Source organism: Vibrio sp. TMPB1044, assembly GCF_030442075.1.
GTDB classification, from domain to species: Bacteria; Pseudomonadota; Gammaproteobacteria; order Enterobacterales; family Vibrionaceae; genus Vibrio; species Vibrio satsumensis.
Genome location: NZ_JAUJED010000042.1, coordinates 22,925 through 40,601, shown reverse-complemented (window position 1 = coordinate 40,601; position 17,677 = coordinate 22,925). Strand labels below are relative to the sequence as shown.

Sequence of the window (17,677 nt, the reverse complement as noted above, 5' to 3'; positions counted from 1 at the left end):
GTGATTACTCGTCTTCGAGGCTGTAAGGCAGTGGCAGGATATTCCATACTTGATCAGGTTGCGCAGTCAATCGAAGCTGAACATCTTTATCAAGGTTGTTTGGCAATACCATCAAACCAATCGCTTTGTTATCAGCAAATTGATAGACGTTTAATAATCGACCTGCACCACGCCAGTTCTCACCCACGCTGCGCTCTAGTTCAATAGGGTTCTCTAGAGACAATACTTCTGCTGTTGTTCCTGAAACAATGCGCATCTCACGCTTGTTCATGCCACGGTATTTAGCACGAGCTACTGTTTCTTGACCTGTGTAACAGCCTTTTGAAAAGCTGATACCGCCAATCGCTTGCAGATTAAGCGCTTGAGGAATGTGCTCGTTTTGCTCTGCTTTCGATAGGTTCGGTTGAGCATCAATAATTTCATGATATTGCCAAAGTGCTTCTGATACTTTTTCTGCTGAGCTACTCGAGATTATGGTTGCTGCAGCTTCTTCTGTAATAAGCAGCGCCCAACGATTGTCAGAGACTTTAACCGCGCTACCACCAGAGATAGTACGCACATTACCTTGGCTTTCTGAAATAGAATCAATGTATTGATCCGCAGACGCGCCCATCACACCGATAACAACATCTGTCGTTTGTTCAATATCAACCTTAGAAAACACAGCGTATTTTTTGATTTCAACGAGCTCGACTTCAATCGCAGATTTAGGCTGCATGAGTGCGTAACCGCCATTGTGATGGAACAGGCGGAAGATGCTCCATACCTTTCCTTTTGCATCACAGTGTGCGCCTAACGTGGATTCATCATTAGGAAGAGTGACGACATCGCACGTTACTTGACCCTGTAGGTACGACTTTCTGTCATCGCCTATCATGGTGATTGCGCTCCAGTCTGACACGTGTGTCATCATCAGTTCTGGAAGCGATTCATTTTGCGTATGAGCGAGTGGCTGAAATGTGTTTTTCCAATCCATTTTATCTTTCCTAAGAATTTTATTTGGCTCTATGTTAATCCGGTTCTGTTTCTTTGTCAGCCTAGGTTTTTTTGTGAGCTTAGATAGGGACTGTGACTCACATAGTAGTTGCAGGGCGTATGACTTGTTACACTCCGAGAAAGAAAATTATAGGTGAGGATAGCCAATGTACACTGCAGAGCAGAAAGCACGAATTAAATGGGGTTGCCGTCGCGGCATGTTAGAACTTGATGTAGTCATCATGCCATTTTTCGAAGAGTGTTTTGATTCATTGCAAGAGCAGGAGCAGCGCGAGTTTGTTTCTCTATTAGAGTGTGATGACCCAGATTTGTTTACTTGGGTAATGGGACACGGACGCAGTGAAAACCTAGGTCATGCATCAATGGTTGATAAAATTGTCGCACACAACCTCAGCAAGGTTCGTTAAGCTTCAGCTTAACCCTTCGTATTCCGCATTATTTGCAAAAGGCACTATTTTGGGGTGCCTTTTGTTTTTCATCGTCCTGTCTTCTATTCCACTTGCCGCCAGCCTTTATTGCTTAGCTTTAATGATCCGCTTGTTCAGAAACAACCATGTGACTCTAAACAGCGCCCATGGGAAGTTTGATTACAAAGAGGATGGTGATATTCGACTCAATGAGCGAACTTACCGACTCAAGTCTGTTGATAAGATCTGGGCGCAGTTCTTTGTTAAATTGCAGTTTGAGTGCGGGCACTCGGTATTGCTTTGGCGCGACAGCTGTTGCGAGCATGAATATCGTAACTTTCTGGCGAACTTACAACGAGCACGCTAGATAAAAGAAAACGTTAGACAAAAGAAAAGGGAGCACTCGGCTCCCTTTCGTTTAATTATTTTTTGCTGACGGCTAATTAGCTAATCACGTTTAACCAATTATTATGCTTGGCGTTTCTCTGGCGTCAGAATCGTTGGGCCACTGTCTTCTGCAAGTTCAGGGTAATCCAACGTGTAGTGCAGGCCGCGGCTCTCTTTGCGTTGCATTGCACAGCGAACCATTAGCTCAGCCACTTGTAGCAAGTTACGCAGTTCTAATAGGTTATTCGAAACCTTGAAGTAGCTGTAGTACTCATGAGTTTCTTGCTGCAACATCTGAATGCGACGCAGTGCACGCTCTAGTCGCTTATCCGTTCGAACAATGCCCATGTAATCCCACATGAATAGACGTAGCTCATGCCAGTTGTGCTGAATGATAACTTCTTCATCACTGTTGGTGACTTGGCTTTCATCCCATGCTGGCAGTTCTGCACACAGTTGAGATTGGTCGATGTTCTCAACGATATCTTTTGCTGCTGCCCATGCGTAAACCACACACTCAAGCAGTGAGTTAGAAGCCATACGGTTTGCACCGTGTAAGCCGGTATAGCTCACTTCGCCAATCGCATACAAGTTAGTGAGATCGGTTTGACCTTGCTTATTAACCATTACACCACCACAAGTGTAGTGCGCAGCCGGTACGATAGGGATCGGCTCTTTAGTCATGTCTATACCCAAGTCCATCAAGCGAGTGTGGATCATTGGGAAATGCGCAGTGATGAATTCTTCAGGCTTGTGGCTGATGTCTACATACATACAGTCTGCGCCTAAACGCTTCATTTCGAAGTCAATCGCACGAGCAACCACATCACGAGGCGCCAGTTCACCACGCTCGTCGAAGTCCTTCATGAATCTTGAACCATCAGGGCGACGCAAGTAAGCGCCTTCACCACGCAATGCTTCCGTCAGAAGGAAGTTACGCGCTTCTGGGTGGAATAGACATGTTGGGTGGAATTGGTTGAATTCGAGGTTTGCGACACGACAACCTGCACGCCAAGCGATAGCAATACCATCACCTGAAGAGACATCTGGGTTAGAGGTGTACTGGTAAACCTTTGAAGCGCCACCTGTTGCTAATACAACAAACTTAGCGCGCACGGTTTCAACGTGCTCTTGGTTGCGGTTCCAAATATAGGCTCCGATAACCTTGTCTTTCGAACCACCAATCTTATCTTCAGTGATTAAATCCAGCGCATTGTGGCGCTCGAAGATCTCGATATTTGGGTGGTTGTTGACGTTATCTTGCAGCGAGGTTTGCATCGCCATGCCGGTTGCATCGGCAGCGTGCAGGATTCTGCGGTGACTGTGGCCACCCTCTCGAGTGAGGTGATATTTTGGTTGGCCTTCTGTGCTGTTCTCATCTTTATCAAATGGCACACCACCATCAATCAGCCATTGCACACACTCTTTAGCATTTTCAGCAATGAATTGAACTGTATCTTCTTCACATAACCCAGCCCCAGCAATTTGAGTATCCTCTACATGAGACTCAATACTGTCCGACTCATCGAACACCGCGGCGATACCACCTTGTGCGTAATACGTCGATCCTTCGCTGCGTGGTCCTTTGCTTAATACAATTACTTTTGCATGTTCTGCTACGCGTAAGGCTAATGACAAGCCTGCCGCACCACTTCCTACCACTAATACATCACACTGATGTTCACGGTTTGCGTTCATAAAACTTATTAAATCCCGGGCTATAGTCGAGTTGTCCACTCTCAATTGACTTTGTCTTGTTTTAGGAGTTTGGGGAAGACTGTTATAATCTCTCCAGAGTCATCCTTAAACGCTATGCAAAATCAATATATAGACAGCTATCTAGAAATATTTAATTGCTCAATACCATTGCTTTTGCTCAAGTTTCCCCAAATTGATAGGGATAGCTATTTTTATTACATCACATTGTGAAACAATAATGGCAAATAATTTTAAGAAAGTTGGAACTTTCGGTATTTGGCTTAGTCACAATAGTGCTCTTGTAGACGGTGGTGTCAATACTACATTTCGCATAATTAGTACCCATATCTGTGAAGGTGAGGGTTATAACAATAGGAGTACCCGCTCGAATGAACGAGCAGCTAACCGATCAAGTGTTGATTGAGCGAGTTCAGAGTGGAGATAAGCAGGCATTTAACTTACTAGTGGTTAAGTATCAAAACAAAGTTTGTAATCTTATCTCTCGATACGTGAATAATTCCGGTGATGTACCTGATGTAGCACAAGAAGCTTTTATTAAAGCTTACCGCGCGATACCTAACTTTCGTGGCGAGAGTGCCTTCTATACATGGTTGTACCGAATTGCCGTGAACACCGCTAAAAATCATATCGTTGCCCAAAGCCGTAGGCCGCCAGCAACAGATGTAGATGCAGAAGATGCAGAATATTACGAAACTGGCAGCGCGTTAAAAGAAATATCGAACCCTGAGAACTTAACGCTGTCAAAAGAATTGAAACAAGTCGTTTTTGGAGCGATTGAAGCGCTACCAGAAGACTTAAAAACTGCAATGACGTTGCGTGAGCTCGAAGGTTTGAGCTACGAAGAGATTGCAGAAGTAATGGATTGCCCTGTAGGAACCGTACGTTCGCGTATTTTCCGAGCTCGTGAAGCGGTGGAAAAGAAAATTAAACCTCTTTTGCAACGCTAGAACTTGTAATAATTATGGTGAAAATAATGGCTGATAAAGAAAAGCTTTCGGCACTCATGGATGGTGAAACGATCGATAAAGTTCTCATTGTAGATCTCGAATCCGATCAAGAAAGCATGGATACCTGGCAGAGTTACCATTTAATTGGTGATGTTATGCGTGGGGATGCGCCAGAAACTCAAGATTGGAACATTGCTAACAATGTGGCAGCAGCGCTTGAAGCTGAGCCTGCACATAGTGCAATGCCGAACCTGCACCAAGTGAATGTTGAACCTACTGTTGCTCCAATTGAAGAGCAGCCTAAACCTCAGCAAGCGAAGCGTCAGCTTCCGGCTTGGTTACAACAGTTTGGACAAGTTGCCGTGGCAGCGTGTGTTTCATTAGTGGTTGTATTAGGTGTTCAACAATATGGTGGCAGTGACCCTGCAGCACCAGAGCAGTTGCCTGTACTCCAGACGATTCCATTTGCGGGTTCTGCGGAACCAGTAAGCTTAACGCGTGACTCTGTTGAAAAGCAGGCATCGGAAGCTAACTTGCAAGAGCAGCGTAAACGCGTTCATGCAATGCTAGAAGATTATGAGCTGCAGCTAAGACTTAACAGTGATGCATCGCCAATGCAAGATGCACATCTAGAATCGGACATTGAATGAAGAAAATCCTGGTCAGTGCACTGACACTGTTCAGCTTGATGTCTCCAACAGCCTTTGCAGAGGAACCTACTGCAAAGGCCTTGTTGCATCAAATGAACGAGGCCAGTCAGCATCTAAATTACGAGCTCTCTTACATATTGATAAAGAAGAGCAGTATTGAACCTCTACTTTATCGTCATGCCGTTAACGACGATCAACAACTTGCACACCTTGTTTATCTGAGCGGCCCGGTTCGTGAAGTCATTCGACGTGGCAATGAAGTTAGTTACATCGAACCGGGTACTGAGCCATTTACTATTCAATCTGGCAGTATGGTTGCACCTGTCATTCCGATGATTAACCGAGATATTGACTCTCTGAACCAGTACTACGATTTTGTAAAAGTTGGACGCTCTCGTGAAGCGGGAAGCACCACTCAAGTATTACGCGTCGTGCCAAAAGATGGCCTTCGTTACTCCTACGTAGTTTGGGTCGATGAAAAAACCAGTCTTCCTTTGCGTGCCGATCTTTTGGATCGTGACGGTGAAGTGCTTGAACAGTACCGCACTATTTCTTACGTGGTGAACGATAAGATTGCAGAGGCAATGGGGGGATTGAACCAAGCTCAATTGCCGAAAGTCTTATCATTGCCGGAAGGCTTAGTGAGTGAAACTAACTGGCAGGCCTCTTGGATTCCTGAAGGGTTTAGGTCAAAAGAGCTTAGCCGTTATCAAATGGCAGCGACAGATAAAATGGTTGAAAGCCAGCTTTTCAGTGATGGATTGTTTAGCTTTTCGGTTTATATCGCCGATAAAGACGAACATTCATTGAAAGGGCAGTTGGTACGTCAAGGGCGTAGAACCTTGCATAGCTTAGTGATTGGCGACAAAGAAATCTCTGTGGTTGGTGACATTCCGCCTGCAACTGCAAAGCGTATTGCTCAGTCAGTTACATTCAATAAATCGGTACCAGCGCAATGATGACCGCGTTGGCGACCGTTAGCTCAGTTGAACAAAAAGGTAAGCAATATTTTGTTCAACTGAGCTGCGAACAACAAACCAGTTGTAGCAGCTGCTCTTCTCAAAAAAGTTGCGGCACGGGTATTGTGACCAAGGCAGTTGGCAATAAATCTTTGTTTTGGCAGCTTAAAACTAAAAGCTTAGTCAAAGCTGGGCAAATCGTAGAAATTGGCTTTCCTGAAAAAAGCCTACTTCAGTCGGCAGCCATCGTTTATCTAATCCCACTTTTCATGCTGATGATTGGTGCTGGTTTTGGACAACTCTTGTTGCAACCCTTACTTCAAGGGGGCGAGGGTATTGTTATCTTAAGTGCAGCACTGTTTACCGCTGGTGGGATTGCCTTAGCGAAGCGGTTAGCCAAACCCATGGAAGACAAATCCAAGCAAGAAGTCGTCTTGATTCGAATCCTAGGTGAGTCTCTCGTCTAATTTATGATGCTTCTTGCCCTTAAATTGGGTAGAATCTGCCAACTTGATTGAAATGCCGCCACCAATGCTGAGTGTAGATTGGACGCGTCGCGGCTTTCTTATTATCCCTATTCAAAGAGTTTAGTCACACCAAGCCTATGAAGCACATTCGTAATTTTTCGATTATCGCCCACATCGACCACGGTAAGTCGACCCTTTCTGACCGCTTAATCCAAGTTTGTGGAGGATTAAGTGAACGTGAGATGGCAGCTCAAGTCCTCGATTCTATGGATATAGAACGCGAGCGTGGTATTACAATTAAAGCGCAGAGTGTGACTTTAGATTACAAAGCTAAAGATGGTGAAACTTACCAACTTAACTTTATCGACACTCCTGGACACGTAGACTTCTCTTACGAAGTATCTCGTTCTCTAGCTGCTTGTGAAGGCGCACTACTTGTAGTGGATGCTGGCCAAGGTGTTGAAGCACAAACTCTAGCAAACTGTTACACAGCAATTGAAATGGAACTGGAAGTAGTGCCAATCTTGAACAAGATTGACTTACCTGCAGCTGAACCAGAACGTGTTGCTGAAGAAATCGAAGAGATCGTTGGCATCGATGCGATGGAAGCGACTCGCTGTTCTGCGAAAACCGGCTTGGGTGTTGATGATGTTCTAGAAAACATCGTAACGGCCATCCCGCCACCGGAAGGTGATCCTGAAGCGCCTCTACAAGCGTTGATCATTGACTCTTGGTTCGATAACTACCTTGGCGTAGTTTCTTTGGTTCGTATTAAAAACGGTAAGCTGAAGAAGAACGATAAGATCAAAGTAATGTCGACAGACCAAGTATGGGGTGTTGACCGTCTAGGTATCTTCACGCCTAAGCAAATCGATACTACAGAGCTAAATACTGGCGAAGTAGGTTGGGTTGTTTGTGGTATTAAAGACATCCTAGGTGCACCAGTTGGTGATACGTTGACGCTTGCAAAGGGCGGCAGCACTGAACGTCTACCTGGCTTCCAAAAAGTGAAGCCTCAGGTATACGCAGGTCTATTCCCTGTATCATCTGATGACTACGAAAACTTCCGTGACGCGTTAGGCAAGCTAAGCCTGAACGATGCGTCACTGTTCTTTGAACCAGAAAGTTCAGCAGCACTTGGTTTTGGTTTCCGTTGTGGCTTCTTAGGAATGCTTCACATGGAGATCATCCAAGAGCGTCTCGAGCGTGAATACGACCTAGATCTAATCACGACTGCACCAACAGTTGTGTATGAAGTTGTAAAAACAGATAAAACGGTTCTTTACGTTGATAGCCCGGCTAAACTGCCAGCGGTTAATGACCTAGAAGAAATTCGTGAACCAATTGCACGCTGTAATATCCTGGTACCTTCGGATTACCTAGGTAACGTAATCACACTGTGTGTTGAGAAGCGTGGCGTACAAGTAGACATGGTTTACCACGGTAACCAAGTTGCTGTGACGTACGATCTTCCTATGGCAGAAGTAGTTCTCGACTTCTTCGACCGTCTGAAGTCAACGTCTCGCGGTTACGCATCATTGGATTACAACTTCCAACGCTACGAGCCATCAAACATGGTACGTGTAGACGTATTGCTGAATGGCGAAACAGTTGATGCACTAGCGATCATTACGCACAAAGATATTGCTCAGTCTCGTGGCCGTCTACTGGTAGAGAAGATGAAAGAGTTCATCCCTCGTCAGATGTTCGATATCGCGATTCAAGCAGCGATTGGTAACCACATCATTGCTCGTTCTACAGTGAAACAACTGCGTAAGAACGTAATCGCAAAATGTTACGGTGGTGATATCAGCCGTAAGAAGAAACTTCTTAAGAAACAAAAAGAAGGTAAGAAGCGTATGAAGCAGATCGGTAACGTTGAACTGCCTCAAGAAGCTTTCCTTGCAATCCTTCACGTTGGAAAAGATTAACTTTATCCAGCGGTAAACGAATAATTGAAAGTGGAAGAGTAGCTCGCTATTCTTTCACTTTCGTTATTTTTAAAGAAATGAAATTTAAGGGATATCAATGGCTAATACATTTTCGCTTATCTTAGTGATCGTAACTCTAGTGACCGGCATTGTATGGGCGTTGGAAAAGTTTGTGTGGGCGAAGAAGCGCCAGCAAAAACTTGCTGACGTTGAAGCACAATCGAATGGCCTAGACGCTGAAACTAGCGCAAAAGTTACGGCTCAGCCTTGGTGGGTTGAGAACAGTGTGTCCATTTTCCCGGTAATTGCATTTGTTTTGATCTTGCGTTCATTCATCTATGAACCGTTTCAAATCCCTTCTGGCTCGATGATGCCAACCCTTTTGGTTGGTGATTTCATCTTGGTAGAGAAGTACGCGTACGGTCTAAAAGACCCAGTATGGCGCACTCAATTGGTAGAAACAGGCAAGCCAGAACGCGGCGATTCAATCGTATTTAAGTACCCACCTCAGCCAAACATCGACTACATTAAGCGTGTTGTTGGTATGCCTGGTGACACGATTCGCTACAGCAGTCGTAAAGAGATCTGTATTCAGGCGAAGGGTACAAGTAGCTGTGAACCAGTGAAACTAAGTAATGTTGAAGAGAGCCAATTTATTCAAGATGGTGTGCCTCTGATTCAGCTGAACGAACAGCTTGGAGACGTAGAGCACCAGATTTTAGTTAACCCATTACGCCGTGATCGTGTGCAAGCATATCAGCCTCGCAATGGTGTCAACGAATGGGTCGTTCCAGAAGGCCAGTACTTTGTGATGGGTGATAACCGTGACAACAGTGCCGATAGCCGTTACTGGGGCTTTGTCCCTGAAGCAAACCTTGTTGGTAAGGCTGTTGCTATTTGGATCAGCTTCGAGTTCGAACGCGGTTCAGACAGTGTACTTCCAACATGGATTCCTACTGGTGTGCGTTTTAATCGCATCGGTGGGATTCATTAATCGATCACATAACACATCGAGAGAGCATGAATTCTCCAATTGATAAACTAGAGAGAAAGATTGGCTATCAGTTTAATGATGCCGATCTTATCCACTTGGCGCTGACTCACCGCAGCGCCGCAGGTAAACATAACGAACGTCTTGAGTTTCTGGGCGATTCAATTTTAAGTTTTGTTATCGCTGATGATCTTTACCACCGTTTCCCTAAGGTAAACGAAGGTGATATGAGCCGCATGCGCGCAACATTAGTACGTGGTCATACATTGGCAGAACTAGGTCGTGAATTCGAACTAGGAGATTACTTAAAATTAGGTCCAGGTGAGTTGAAGAGTGGCGGTTTCCGTCGTGATTCTATTCTAGCGGATGCGGTTGAAGCGATCATCGGCGCTGTCTATTTAGATAGTGATACCGAGACGGTTCGCGGCATTATTTTAAGCTGGTACCAATCTCGCCTAGATGCTATTCAGCCTGGAGTATCTCAAAAAGATCCGAAAACTCGCCTACAAGAGTTTTTACAAGGTCGAAGAAATCCTCTACCTGTCTACACAGTGACTAATATTAAAGGTGAAGCACACAACCAAGAGTTTACGGTTGAGTGTGAAGTGGCAGGTGTGGATAAACCTGTTATCGGTAAAGGCACTAGCCGCCGCAAGGCAGAACAAGCGGCTGCTGAAACAGCATTAGAGCAACTAAGCAATGTCTGATAACAACCAAGATTTCGATATCGATGCATTCTTTTCATCTGATAGCAAAAAAACAGGCCTACCGGAAAACCAACATTGTGGCTTCATCGCTATTGTCGGTCGCCCAAACGTAGGTAAGTCGACGCTTCTGAACCATATTCTGGGACAGAAGATTTCTATTACATCACGTAAACCACAGACGACACGTCACCGTATTATGGGCGTTGAAACTGAGGGTGATTACCAAGCGATCTTTGTTGATACTCCTGGACTTCATATTGAAGAAAAGCGTGCAATTAACCGTCTGATGAACCGTGCGGCGAACAGCTCACTGAGTGATGTGAACCTAGTATTTTTCCTTGTCGATGGTACTCACTGGACTGACGACGATGAGATGGTTTTGAACAAACTGAAGAAGACTGACTTCCCAGTTGTACTTTGCATCAACAAAGTAGATAACGTTCAAGACCGTACTAACGTGATGCAACATATGATGGAAGTCTCTAAGAAGATGGACTTCATTGACGTTGTGCCAATCTCAGCGAAGCAAGGTAAAAACATTGATGTACTGCGTAAGCACGTACGTGAACATTTACCTAAAGCTACACACCACTTTCCTGAAGAATACGTGACTGATCGCTCGCAACGTTTTATGGCCTCTGAAATTATCCGTGAAAAGCTGATGCGCTTTACGGGTGACGAGCTACCATACTCAGTAACGGTTGAAATCGAACGTTTCGATTACAACCCAGATAACGATGGCTTCCACATTAATGCACTGATTCTTGTTGAGCGTACAGGTCAGAAGAAAATGGTGATTGGTAAAGCGGGCGAGAAGATCAAAACGATTGGTCGTGAAGCGCGTATCGATATGGAAGAGCTATTCGGCCGTAAAGTTTACCTAGAGACTTGGGTCAAGGTTAAATCTGGCTGGGCTGATGATGAGCGTGCACTTCGCTCGTTAGGCTACATCGACGATCTATAATATATTGAACGTCACTTTCTGAGATTAAGAAAGTTGAACTGAAGATAAATCCAAGAGAGAGTGCGAACTCTCTCTTTTTGTATCTGTAATAAGGGTGAGTGATTGAGCGAAGGGTTACAGCGATGCTTTGTGTTGCACCGTCGACCATACAGTGAGTCGAGCCTGATCTTGGACGTCTTCAGCGAAGAGTTCGGTCGGGTGACGTTGATGTCTAAAGGCGCTCGCAGCAAGCGTTCCAATTTGAAAGGTGCATTACAACCTTTTACACCGCTACTGCTTAAGTGGTCTGGTAATGGTTCGATGAAAACCTTACGCCAAGCTGAGCCGATTAGCTTGGGGCTCCCTCTCGCCGGTATCAATCTGTATTCAGCCATGTATGTGAACGAGCTAATCGGTCGTGTATTGATGGCGGAAGTGGCGATGCCAGCACTTTTTCACGACTATCTTCATGCTTTAACAGAGCTGGCGCATAATGAAAATCCTGAGCCAGCGCTGCGTCGTTTTGAGTTGGCTCTATTATCCGCTATGGGTTATGGCGTCGACTTTTTACACTGCGCGGGCACTGGTGAAGCGATTGATCCGAGCATGACTTATCGCTATCGAGAGCAGAAAGGTTTCATCGCTTCGGTGCGTCGAGACAACCTGACTTTTATGGGCGATGAACTAATCGCAATCAGTGAACGTAGGTTTATCACTAAAGAGCAGTTAAAAGCGGCAAAACGCTTTACACGCATAGCCTTAAAGCCGTATCTTGGCGGCAAACCATTAAAAAGTAGAGAGCTATTTATGCCAACAATAGCCCTCTCTAGAGCACGGAGTATTGGAAAATGAGCTCAATCCTTTTAGGCGTTAATATCGACCATATTGCAACACTACGTAATGCACGTGGTACTAAATACCCAGATCCAGTACACGCAGCTGAAATTGCTGAACGTGCGGGTGCTGACGGTATTACTATTCACCTGCGTGAAGACCGTCGTCATATCGTTGACCGCGATGTACGTATTCTGGCTGAAACTCTTCAAACTCGTATGAACTTGGAGATGGCAGTAACGGACGAGATGGTTCAAATTGCCCTCGATACTAATCCTGAGTTTGTTTGTCTGGTTCCAGAGAAGCGTGAAGAACTGACCACTGAAGGTGGCTTGGACGTGGTTGGTCAACTTGAAAAGATCAAAGCGGCGACGGAAAAACTGTCTGCTGCTGGCATTAAAGTATCTCTGTTTATCGATGCTGACCGTGAGCAAATCGACGCAGCAAAAGCGTGTGGCGCACCGTTCATTGAACTGCACACTGGCCATTATGCCGATGCTAAAACAGAAGAAGACCAACAAGACGAGCTGAAAAAGATTGCTGCAGGCGCAAGCTACGCGGACGATCTTGGTATCACAGTCAATGCTGGTCATGGTCTGACTTACCACAACGTAGCACCGATTGCGGCTCTTCCAGAGATCTACGAGTTGAACATCGGTCACTCAATCATGGGACGTGCAGTGTTTGATGGTTTGAACAAAGCCGTTGCAGACATGAAAGCCGTGATGGAAACAGCACGTAACAACGCTTAGTTTTCTAAACAGTAAGCGTTAAGTCGTAAGCGACTAATTAGTAGAATTAATAGATAGAATTTGGTAGTAGGGTAAACATGGCTGTTGTTGGATTAGGTACAGATATCGCAGAAATTGAACGTGTTGAAAAGGCATTGTCACGAAGTGGTGACGCTTTTGCTCAACGTATTTTGACCGATTCTGAATTTGAAGTATTCCAGCAACTTAAGCAAAAAGGGCGTTACCTTGCAAAACGTTTTGCTGCAAAAGAAGCGGCATCTAAGGCGTTAGGCACGGGCATCGCGCTTGGTGTGACCTTCCACGACTTTGAGATTTCAAACGATGAGCATGGCAAGCCAGTTCTGAGGCTGCATAAAAAAGCACGTGAAATCGCAGAGGCGAATGGTACAACATCGATTCATCTGACTATCTCGGATGAGCGTCACTACGCTGTGGCAACGGTGTTGCTCGAATCATAATTGCTTACCGATAACTACCTATTAAGGTTAATCGAAACCTAGCGTTCGATTCGCTGCTAAACAAAAAAGCAGAGCTTATATGCTCTGCTTTTTTATTGCTTTGAGTTTGAGGCTAAATCAATCTAATCACGGGCTGGTTTCAAGTAGTGAATAGCCGTCGCTTGAACCTTATCTAACTCATCCTGAAGTTCGAAAAGTTCCGGTTCAATGTCTTCAACAGAAGTACCTGAACGCAGTTCTTTCTCTATCGTCGCACACACCGATTTTAGCCTTGGTACGCCGCTGTACGAGCTGCTGCCATGCATCTTGTGGATGATGTGTATCAGCTCTTCAACTGGGTAGTCACTGTCTTCTATCGCTTTGTCTGCTGTTTCGTAAACCTCTGGGATAAAGTCGACCAGCATTTGCAGCATATCGCGTGCGAGGTCTTCTTTATTGGCGGCCTGTTTCATCGCCGCTTGCCAATCAATGATGATATTTTTGTGCACGCTGGCTTCAGTTTCTGACACTGAGCCGTTATCGATCTCAGCAGAGACTGCGGGATGGTCTGGATCTATTTTTTCGATGTGCTCAACCTCAGAGGTTGGGCTCCAATGAATCAGAACCTGTTGTAACACATGTTCTTCAATAGGCTTGGTTAGGTAGTCATCCATACCTGCGTCAAGTAGTCGGTCACGCTCCCCCATCATGGCGTGAGCAGTAACGGCAATTACAGGCGTGTTTGCATTGTTCGCCAGCTTTTTGATGTTCTGACAAGCGGTCACACCGTCCATCTGTGGCATTTGAATATCCATGAAGATGATATCAAATTGAGTTTCTGTCGCTTTGTCTATCGCCTGCTGACCACTGGTACAACTGATGACGGTTTCTACGCGTTCTTTTAGCAGCGCAGTGATCAGCTTAAGGTTGGCAGGGTTGTCGTCGACCGCCAATACCGTAAGCGGAAGCTTCTCTTCTGAATGTGTTTCAATAGCCGGTGCAATCAAGGTCGGTGCTTGATTCGATACCAGAGTTTGCAGCAACTTCTTACGAGAAAGAGGCTTAGTGATGCACTGAACATCGACCTCTTTCATTAGCTGCTCACCCAGCGCTAGCTCGGTACTTGGTGTACCAATTATCACGTTTTGAGCAATCTTCTTCGCGCCTATCGCCCAACCACTCACAGTATCAAATTGATATTCTTGGTTCGCGGCTAGGTTCAGTAGTACGTAGTCATACGAGGTGCTCTCGTCTGGCATAACCGAACGATACGTGACCACTAAGCCCTCTTGGGTTAGGATTTGCTGAGTAATTGAGGCCGCTTGCATATTTGGTTCTATAAGCAGCAGTTGTTTGTCTTGTAGACACTGAGTCTCTATTAACTCAGTCATTGGCATATCAGTCGTTGATAGTCTTAAGGTGAACCAGAAGGTTGAACCTTGGTGCAGACGACTGGTTAGGCTGATCTCTCCGCCCATTTGGCTGACCAGTTTTTGGGTGATAACCAGACCTAAGCCTGTACCACCATAGCGACGAGAGATACTTGCATCGGCTTGGCTAAAGGCTTGGAACAGCTGAGCTTGTTGACGCTCAGAGATACCAATGCCGGTATCACGAACCATGAATTGCAGCTCGATACTGTCTTCGCTTTGTGAACGAAGCTCAACGCTGATATCAATGTTGCCGCGTTCGGTAAATTTGATTGAGTTGCCAACTAGGTTGGTCAGGATCTGTTGAATACGCAGTGGATCGCCTACGACGCCCGGTGGTACTTTAGGGTCGATCTTAAGTGTCAGCTCTAGGCCTTTCTCATGAGCGTTGGTTGCTTGAAGGTTTACTACCTCTTCAAGGCTAGCTTGGAATTCAAATGGGATGTTTTCTAGAGCCAGTTTACCGGCTTCAAGTTTCGAGAAGTCTAAGATATCGTTGATGATGCTGAGCAGGTTGTTTGCCGAGCGTTCAATGGTTTGCAGGTAATCGGTTTGACTGTTCGATAGGTGAGTCTTGAGCATCTGACGAGTAAAGCCAATCACCCCATTCAGCGGCGTTCTCAGTTCGTGAGACATATTAGCCAAGAATTCAGATTTAACACGAGCTGCTTCTTGAGCGCGTTTCTTTGCAATGTCTAACTCAACGTTTTGAATCTCTAGCTGCTCAAGGGTTTCACGTAGATCGGATGTTGCTTGGTCGATACTGTGCTGCATCTCGACGTGATACTCTGACAGCGATACCGCCATCGCGTTGATACCGTTTTTCAGTGAGTCTAGCTCGCCATGCATTTTTCCTTCGATACGCACATCTAGGTGACCACGACGAATTCGGTCGACCATGTTTTTCATGTGTGTGATCGGTTGGGTTACGTCGTGCATCAAACGGAAGGCAAATACCCCAGAAAGTCCAAGACCCAGAATCAACACCAAGAACGCAGAGAACACTTCTTGATATTGCTGCAATCGAAGAGAAGATAAGTCTAATTCAATCGCAATATAACCGATCGCTTGGTTGGCTTGAGACTGACCGTTGGCTGAATTGATGTATTGGCCTTCGGCTATGATCGGCGTTCGCAGAATCAGCGTGTTATCGAGCAGGTTCGATGAGCTCAAATGCGGGATCGGTTTATCTTTCGGATAAGTCAGGCTTTCAAAGTCAGGATGAAAGTTTGAGGTTACAAACAACTCATGACGTTCATCAAACACCGCGATGCTGCGCACTAACTTAGAATTCTTCCTATGTGCATAGCTAATAAGCTGACGAACAGACTCTCGACTTTCGAGCTTCATGCCTGATTCACTCGCAATCGCAAGTGGTTCAATGATGCTAGTACCAGTGTTAACCACTTGCCCCTCAAGGTCTTGATAGCGGTTAAATGAGAAAAATGCACTCAATAGCAACCCAATAATCAGGGTTGGAGCTAGAGTTAAGGTAATTACACGGGCTCTTAAGCCATATCTGGTCATGTTCTTTAATTACATCGAGGTCTGGATATGGGAAAATAACGCACACAATGGCGGTTAAGTGAACGGTAAGCTTAATCAAAGCCGTGACGTTCGACAATGATTCCAAGACATAATAGTGAGTCCTGGATACCAATTACTTATTAAAAGATACATTAGGCACAAGCAATGGCACGTTTTTTCCAACCAAAAAAGAAAACTCAACTCGAGACCAAGCATCAATCGGTTTTGGTTGAACGAATGGATCACAATGGCGCTGGTATCGCTTATCAGAAGAATAAACCAGTTTTCATTGATGGCGCATTGCCCGGTGAGCAGGTGGTTATTCAACTTACTGAGAGCAAAAGTAAGTTTTCGCGAGCTAAGCTTATCAAGTTATTGAAGCCGAGCGGGCAGCGTTTAAAGCCGTTTTGTAAGCACTTTAATCAGTGTGGTGGCTGTCACCTTCAGCACCTCGGTTATTCTTCTCAGGTTGAGCATAAATCGCAATCTCTGACGCACCTGATGAGCCAATACCAAACGGCAAATACTGAAGTTGCACAGCCTATTATAGGTGATGAAACCGGTTATCGACGTCGCGCACGTATCAGCCTATTTGTTGATAAGAAGACACAGCAGCTTCAGTTCGGTTTCCGTAAGAAGCAGAGTAAGCAGATTGAAAACATCACAGATTGTGCCGTGCTTGATCCTCGCCTCAATGTATTGCTGCCAAAACTGAAAAATTTACTAAACACTTTCAACAACCTTACGTCTTTAGGACACGTTGAATTGGTGTTGGGCGATACTGGCCCTGTTATGGTGCTACGCCACCTCAAACCTTTGGTTGAAAAAGATGAACAAGCGCTGATAGCGTTAGCGAAAGAAGAAGGCGCGACGTTGTATTCGATGCCTGAAACCGATAAGTTGGTTCGTTTGGTTGGTGAAGCGCCAACCTATAGTGAAACGGGTGTTACCTTACCTTTCGAGCCAAACCATTTCATTCAGGTGAACCAGAAGGTCAACCAGCAGATGGTGGCTCAAGCGATTGAGTGGCTAGAACCTCAAGCGGATGAGCGAGTGCTAGACCTGTTTTGTGGTCTAGGTAACTTCAGTTTGCCTATAGCACAACAATCGGCGTTTGTGGTTGGTGTGGAAGGCGTTGATGAAATGGTTCAGCAAGCCACATCTAACGCAGCGTTAAACCAGTTAAGCAATACGGAATTTTACCAAACTAACCTTGAAGAAGACTTATCTTCACAGCCTTGGGCAAAAGAGAAATTCGATAAAGTATTGCTTGACCCGGCACGTGCGGGAGCGAGTGGGATCGTTGATCAAATTTCAGCGTTAGGAGCGAAGCGTGTGGTTTATGTTTCGTGTAATCCTGCTACTCTAGCTAGAGATTCTGAGAGCTTAGAAAAACAAGGTTATCAGTTAGCCAAATTGGGTATGTTGGACATGTTCCCGCACACCAGTCATCTAGAATCGATGGCTCTCTTTATCAAGGCTTAAAAATGAATCACAAAGGCGCAGGGAAACTTGCGCTGATATCAATATGGTCGAACTAACTTGGAACCAGTTAGTCATATTGAGTTGGGTATAAAACATAATAACTAGGAA

At 45.2% G+C, this 17,677-nt stretch carries 17 protein-coding genes; 14 read left to right on the top strand and 3 right to left on the bottom strand.

Annotated elements, in window-relative coordinates:
- Positions 1-4: 4 nt before the first annotated feature.
- Complete coding sequence (ygfZ, locus tag QQ041_RS20830) at positions 5-976, bottom strand: tRNA-modifying protein YgfZ (protein ID WP_146490597.1); 972 nt, start codon at positions 974-976, stop codon at positions 5-7.
- A gap of 166 nt (positions 977-1,142) precedes the next feature.
- On the opposite strand from ygfZ, the gene QQ041_RS20825 reads away from it, so the two are divergent.
- Both QQ041_RS20825 and QQ041_RS20820 read left to right on the top strand, forming a co-directional pair.
- On the top strand, positions 1,143-1,403 hold the full coding sequence (locus QQ041_RS20825; RefSeq protein WP_004735374.1) for a succinate dehydrogenase assembly factor 2: 261 nt from the start codon (positions 1,143-1,145) through the stop codon (positions 1,401-1,403).
- Positions 1,351-1,770 (top strand): protein YgfX, encoded by a 420-nt coding sequence (locus QQ041_RS20820; RefSeq protein WP_353057845.1) that lies wholly within the window; start codon positions 1,351-1,353, stop codon positions 1,768-1,770. The genes QQ041_RS20825 and QQ041_RS20820 overlap by 53 nt, the downstream gene beginning before the upstream one ends.
- A 101-nt stretch (positions 1,771-1,871) precedes the next feature.
- On the opposite strand, the gene nadB is transcribed toward QQ041_RS20820, so the two are convergent.
- A complete protein-coding gene (gene nadB, locus QQ041_RS20815; protein WP_048605812.1) occupies positions 1,872-3,488 on the bottom strand; it encodes an L-aspartate oxidase in 1,617 nt (538 codons plus the stop codon).
- Between the two features lie 389 nt (positions 3,489-3,877).
- Here nadB and rpoE point away from each other — a divergent pair, with 389 nt between their 5' ends.
- From rpoE to acpS, 11 genes are all read left to right on the top strand, one after another.
- Positions 3,878-4,456, top strand: a complete 579-nt coding sequence (gene rpoE / locus QQ041_RS20810; protein WP_008223963.1) for an RNA polymerase sigma factor RpoE — start codon at positions 3,878-3,880, stop codon at positions 4,454-4,456.
- Positions 4,457-4,482: 26 nt separating this feature from the next.
- Positions 4,483-5,106, top strand: coding sequence for a sigma-E factor negative regulatory protein (locus QQ041_RS20805; protein WP_146490598.1), 624 nt, complete (start codon positions 4,483-4,485; stop codon positions 5,104-5,106).
- The gene (gene rseB, locus QQ041_RS20800; RefSeq protein ID WP_285954959.1) at positions 5,103-6,065 is read left to right on the top strand and encodes a sigma-E factor regulatory protein RseB; all 963 of its coding nucleotides are present in this window, start codon (positions 5,103-5,105) and stop codon (positions 6,063-6,065) included. The genes QQ041_RS20805 and rseB overlap by 4 nt, the downstream gene beginning before the upstream one ends.
- Positions 6,062-6,532, top strand: coding sequence for a SoxR reducing system RseC family protein (locus QQ041_RS20795; protein WP_048605807.1), 471 nt, complete (start codon positions 6,062-6,064; stop codon positions 6,530-6,532). The genes rseB and QQ041_RS20795 overlap by 4 nt, the downstream gene beginning before the upstream one ends.
- A 137-nt stretch (positions 6,533-6,669) precedes the next feature.
- Entirely contained in the window at positions 6,670-8,463 is a 1,794-nt protein-coding gene (lepA, locus tag QQ041_RS20790) for a translation elongation factor 4 (RefSeq protein ID WP_017059045.1), read from the top strand.
- A 97-nt stretch (positions 8,464-8,560) separates the two neighbouring features.
- Entirely contained in the window at positions 8,561-9,457 is an 897-nt protein-coding gene (lepB, locus tag QQ041_RS20785; protein ID WP_017066013.1) for a signal peptidase I, read from the top strand.
- A 26-nt stretch (positions 9,458-9,483) separates the two neighbouring features.
- Positions 9,484-10,161 (top strand): ribonuclease III, encoded by a 678-nt coding sequence (rnc, locus tag QQ041_RS20780; protein WP_017059043.1) that lies wholly within the window; start codon positions 9,484-9,486, stop codon positions 10,159-10,161.
- The gene (era, locus tag QQ041_RS20775) at positions 10,154-11,125 is read left to right on the top strand and encodes a GTPase Era (RefSeq protein ID WP_017059042.1); all 972 of its coding nucleotides are present in this window, start codon (positions 10,154-10,156) and stop codon (positions 11,123-11,125) included. The genes rnc and era overlap by 8 nt, the downstream gene beginning before the upstream one ends.
- Before the next feature lie 102 nt (positions 11,126-11,227).
- Positions 11,228-11,956 (top strand): DNA repair protein RecO, encoded by a 729-nt coding sequence (gene recO / locus QQ041_RS20770; RefSeq protein WP_146490601.1) that lies wholly within the window; start codon positions 11,228-11,230, stop codon positions 11,954-11,956.
- Positions 11,953-12,690: a pyridoxine 5'-phosphate synthase gene (gene pdxJ, locus QQ041_RS20765; RefSeq protein WP_048664490.1), complete on the top strand. Its 738-nt coding sequence runs from the start codon at positions 11,953-11,955 to the stop codon at positions 12,688-12,690. The genes recO and pdxJ overlap by 4 nt, the downstream gene beginning before the upstream one ends.
- A 77-nt stretch (positions 12,691-12,767) precedes the next feature.
- Positions 12,768-13,148, top strand: coding sequence for a holo-ACP synthase (acpS, locus tag QQ041_RS20760; RefSeq protein ID WP_048659396.1), 381 nt, complete (start codon positions 12,768-12,770; stop codon positions 13,146-13,148).
- Between the two features lie 122 nt (positions 13,149-13,270).
- Here acpS and barA read toward each other — a convergent pair whose 3' ends face one another.
- Positions 13,271-16,084: a two-component sensor histidine kinase BarA gene (barA, locus tag QQ041_RS20755; protein WP_146490602.1), complete on the bottom strand. Its 2,814-nt coding sequence runs from the start codon at positions 16,082-16,084 to the stop codon at positions 13,271-13,273.
- A 165-nt stretch (positions 16,085-16,249) separates the two neighbouring features.
- On the opposite strand from barA, the gene rlmD reads away from it, so the two are divergent.
- Positions 16,250-17,569 carry a 23S rRNA (uracil(1939)-C(5))-methyltransferase RlmD gene (rlmD, locus tag QQ041_RS20750; RefSeq protein WP_146490603.1) on the top strand — a complete coding sequence of 440 codons (1,320 nt, stop codon included), beginning with the start codon at positions 16,250-16,252 and terminating at the stop codon, positions 17,567-17,569.
- The last annotated feature ends 108 nt before the right edge of the window (positions 17,570-17,677 follow it).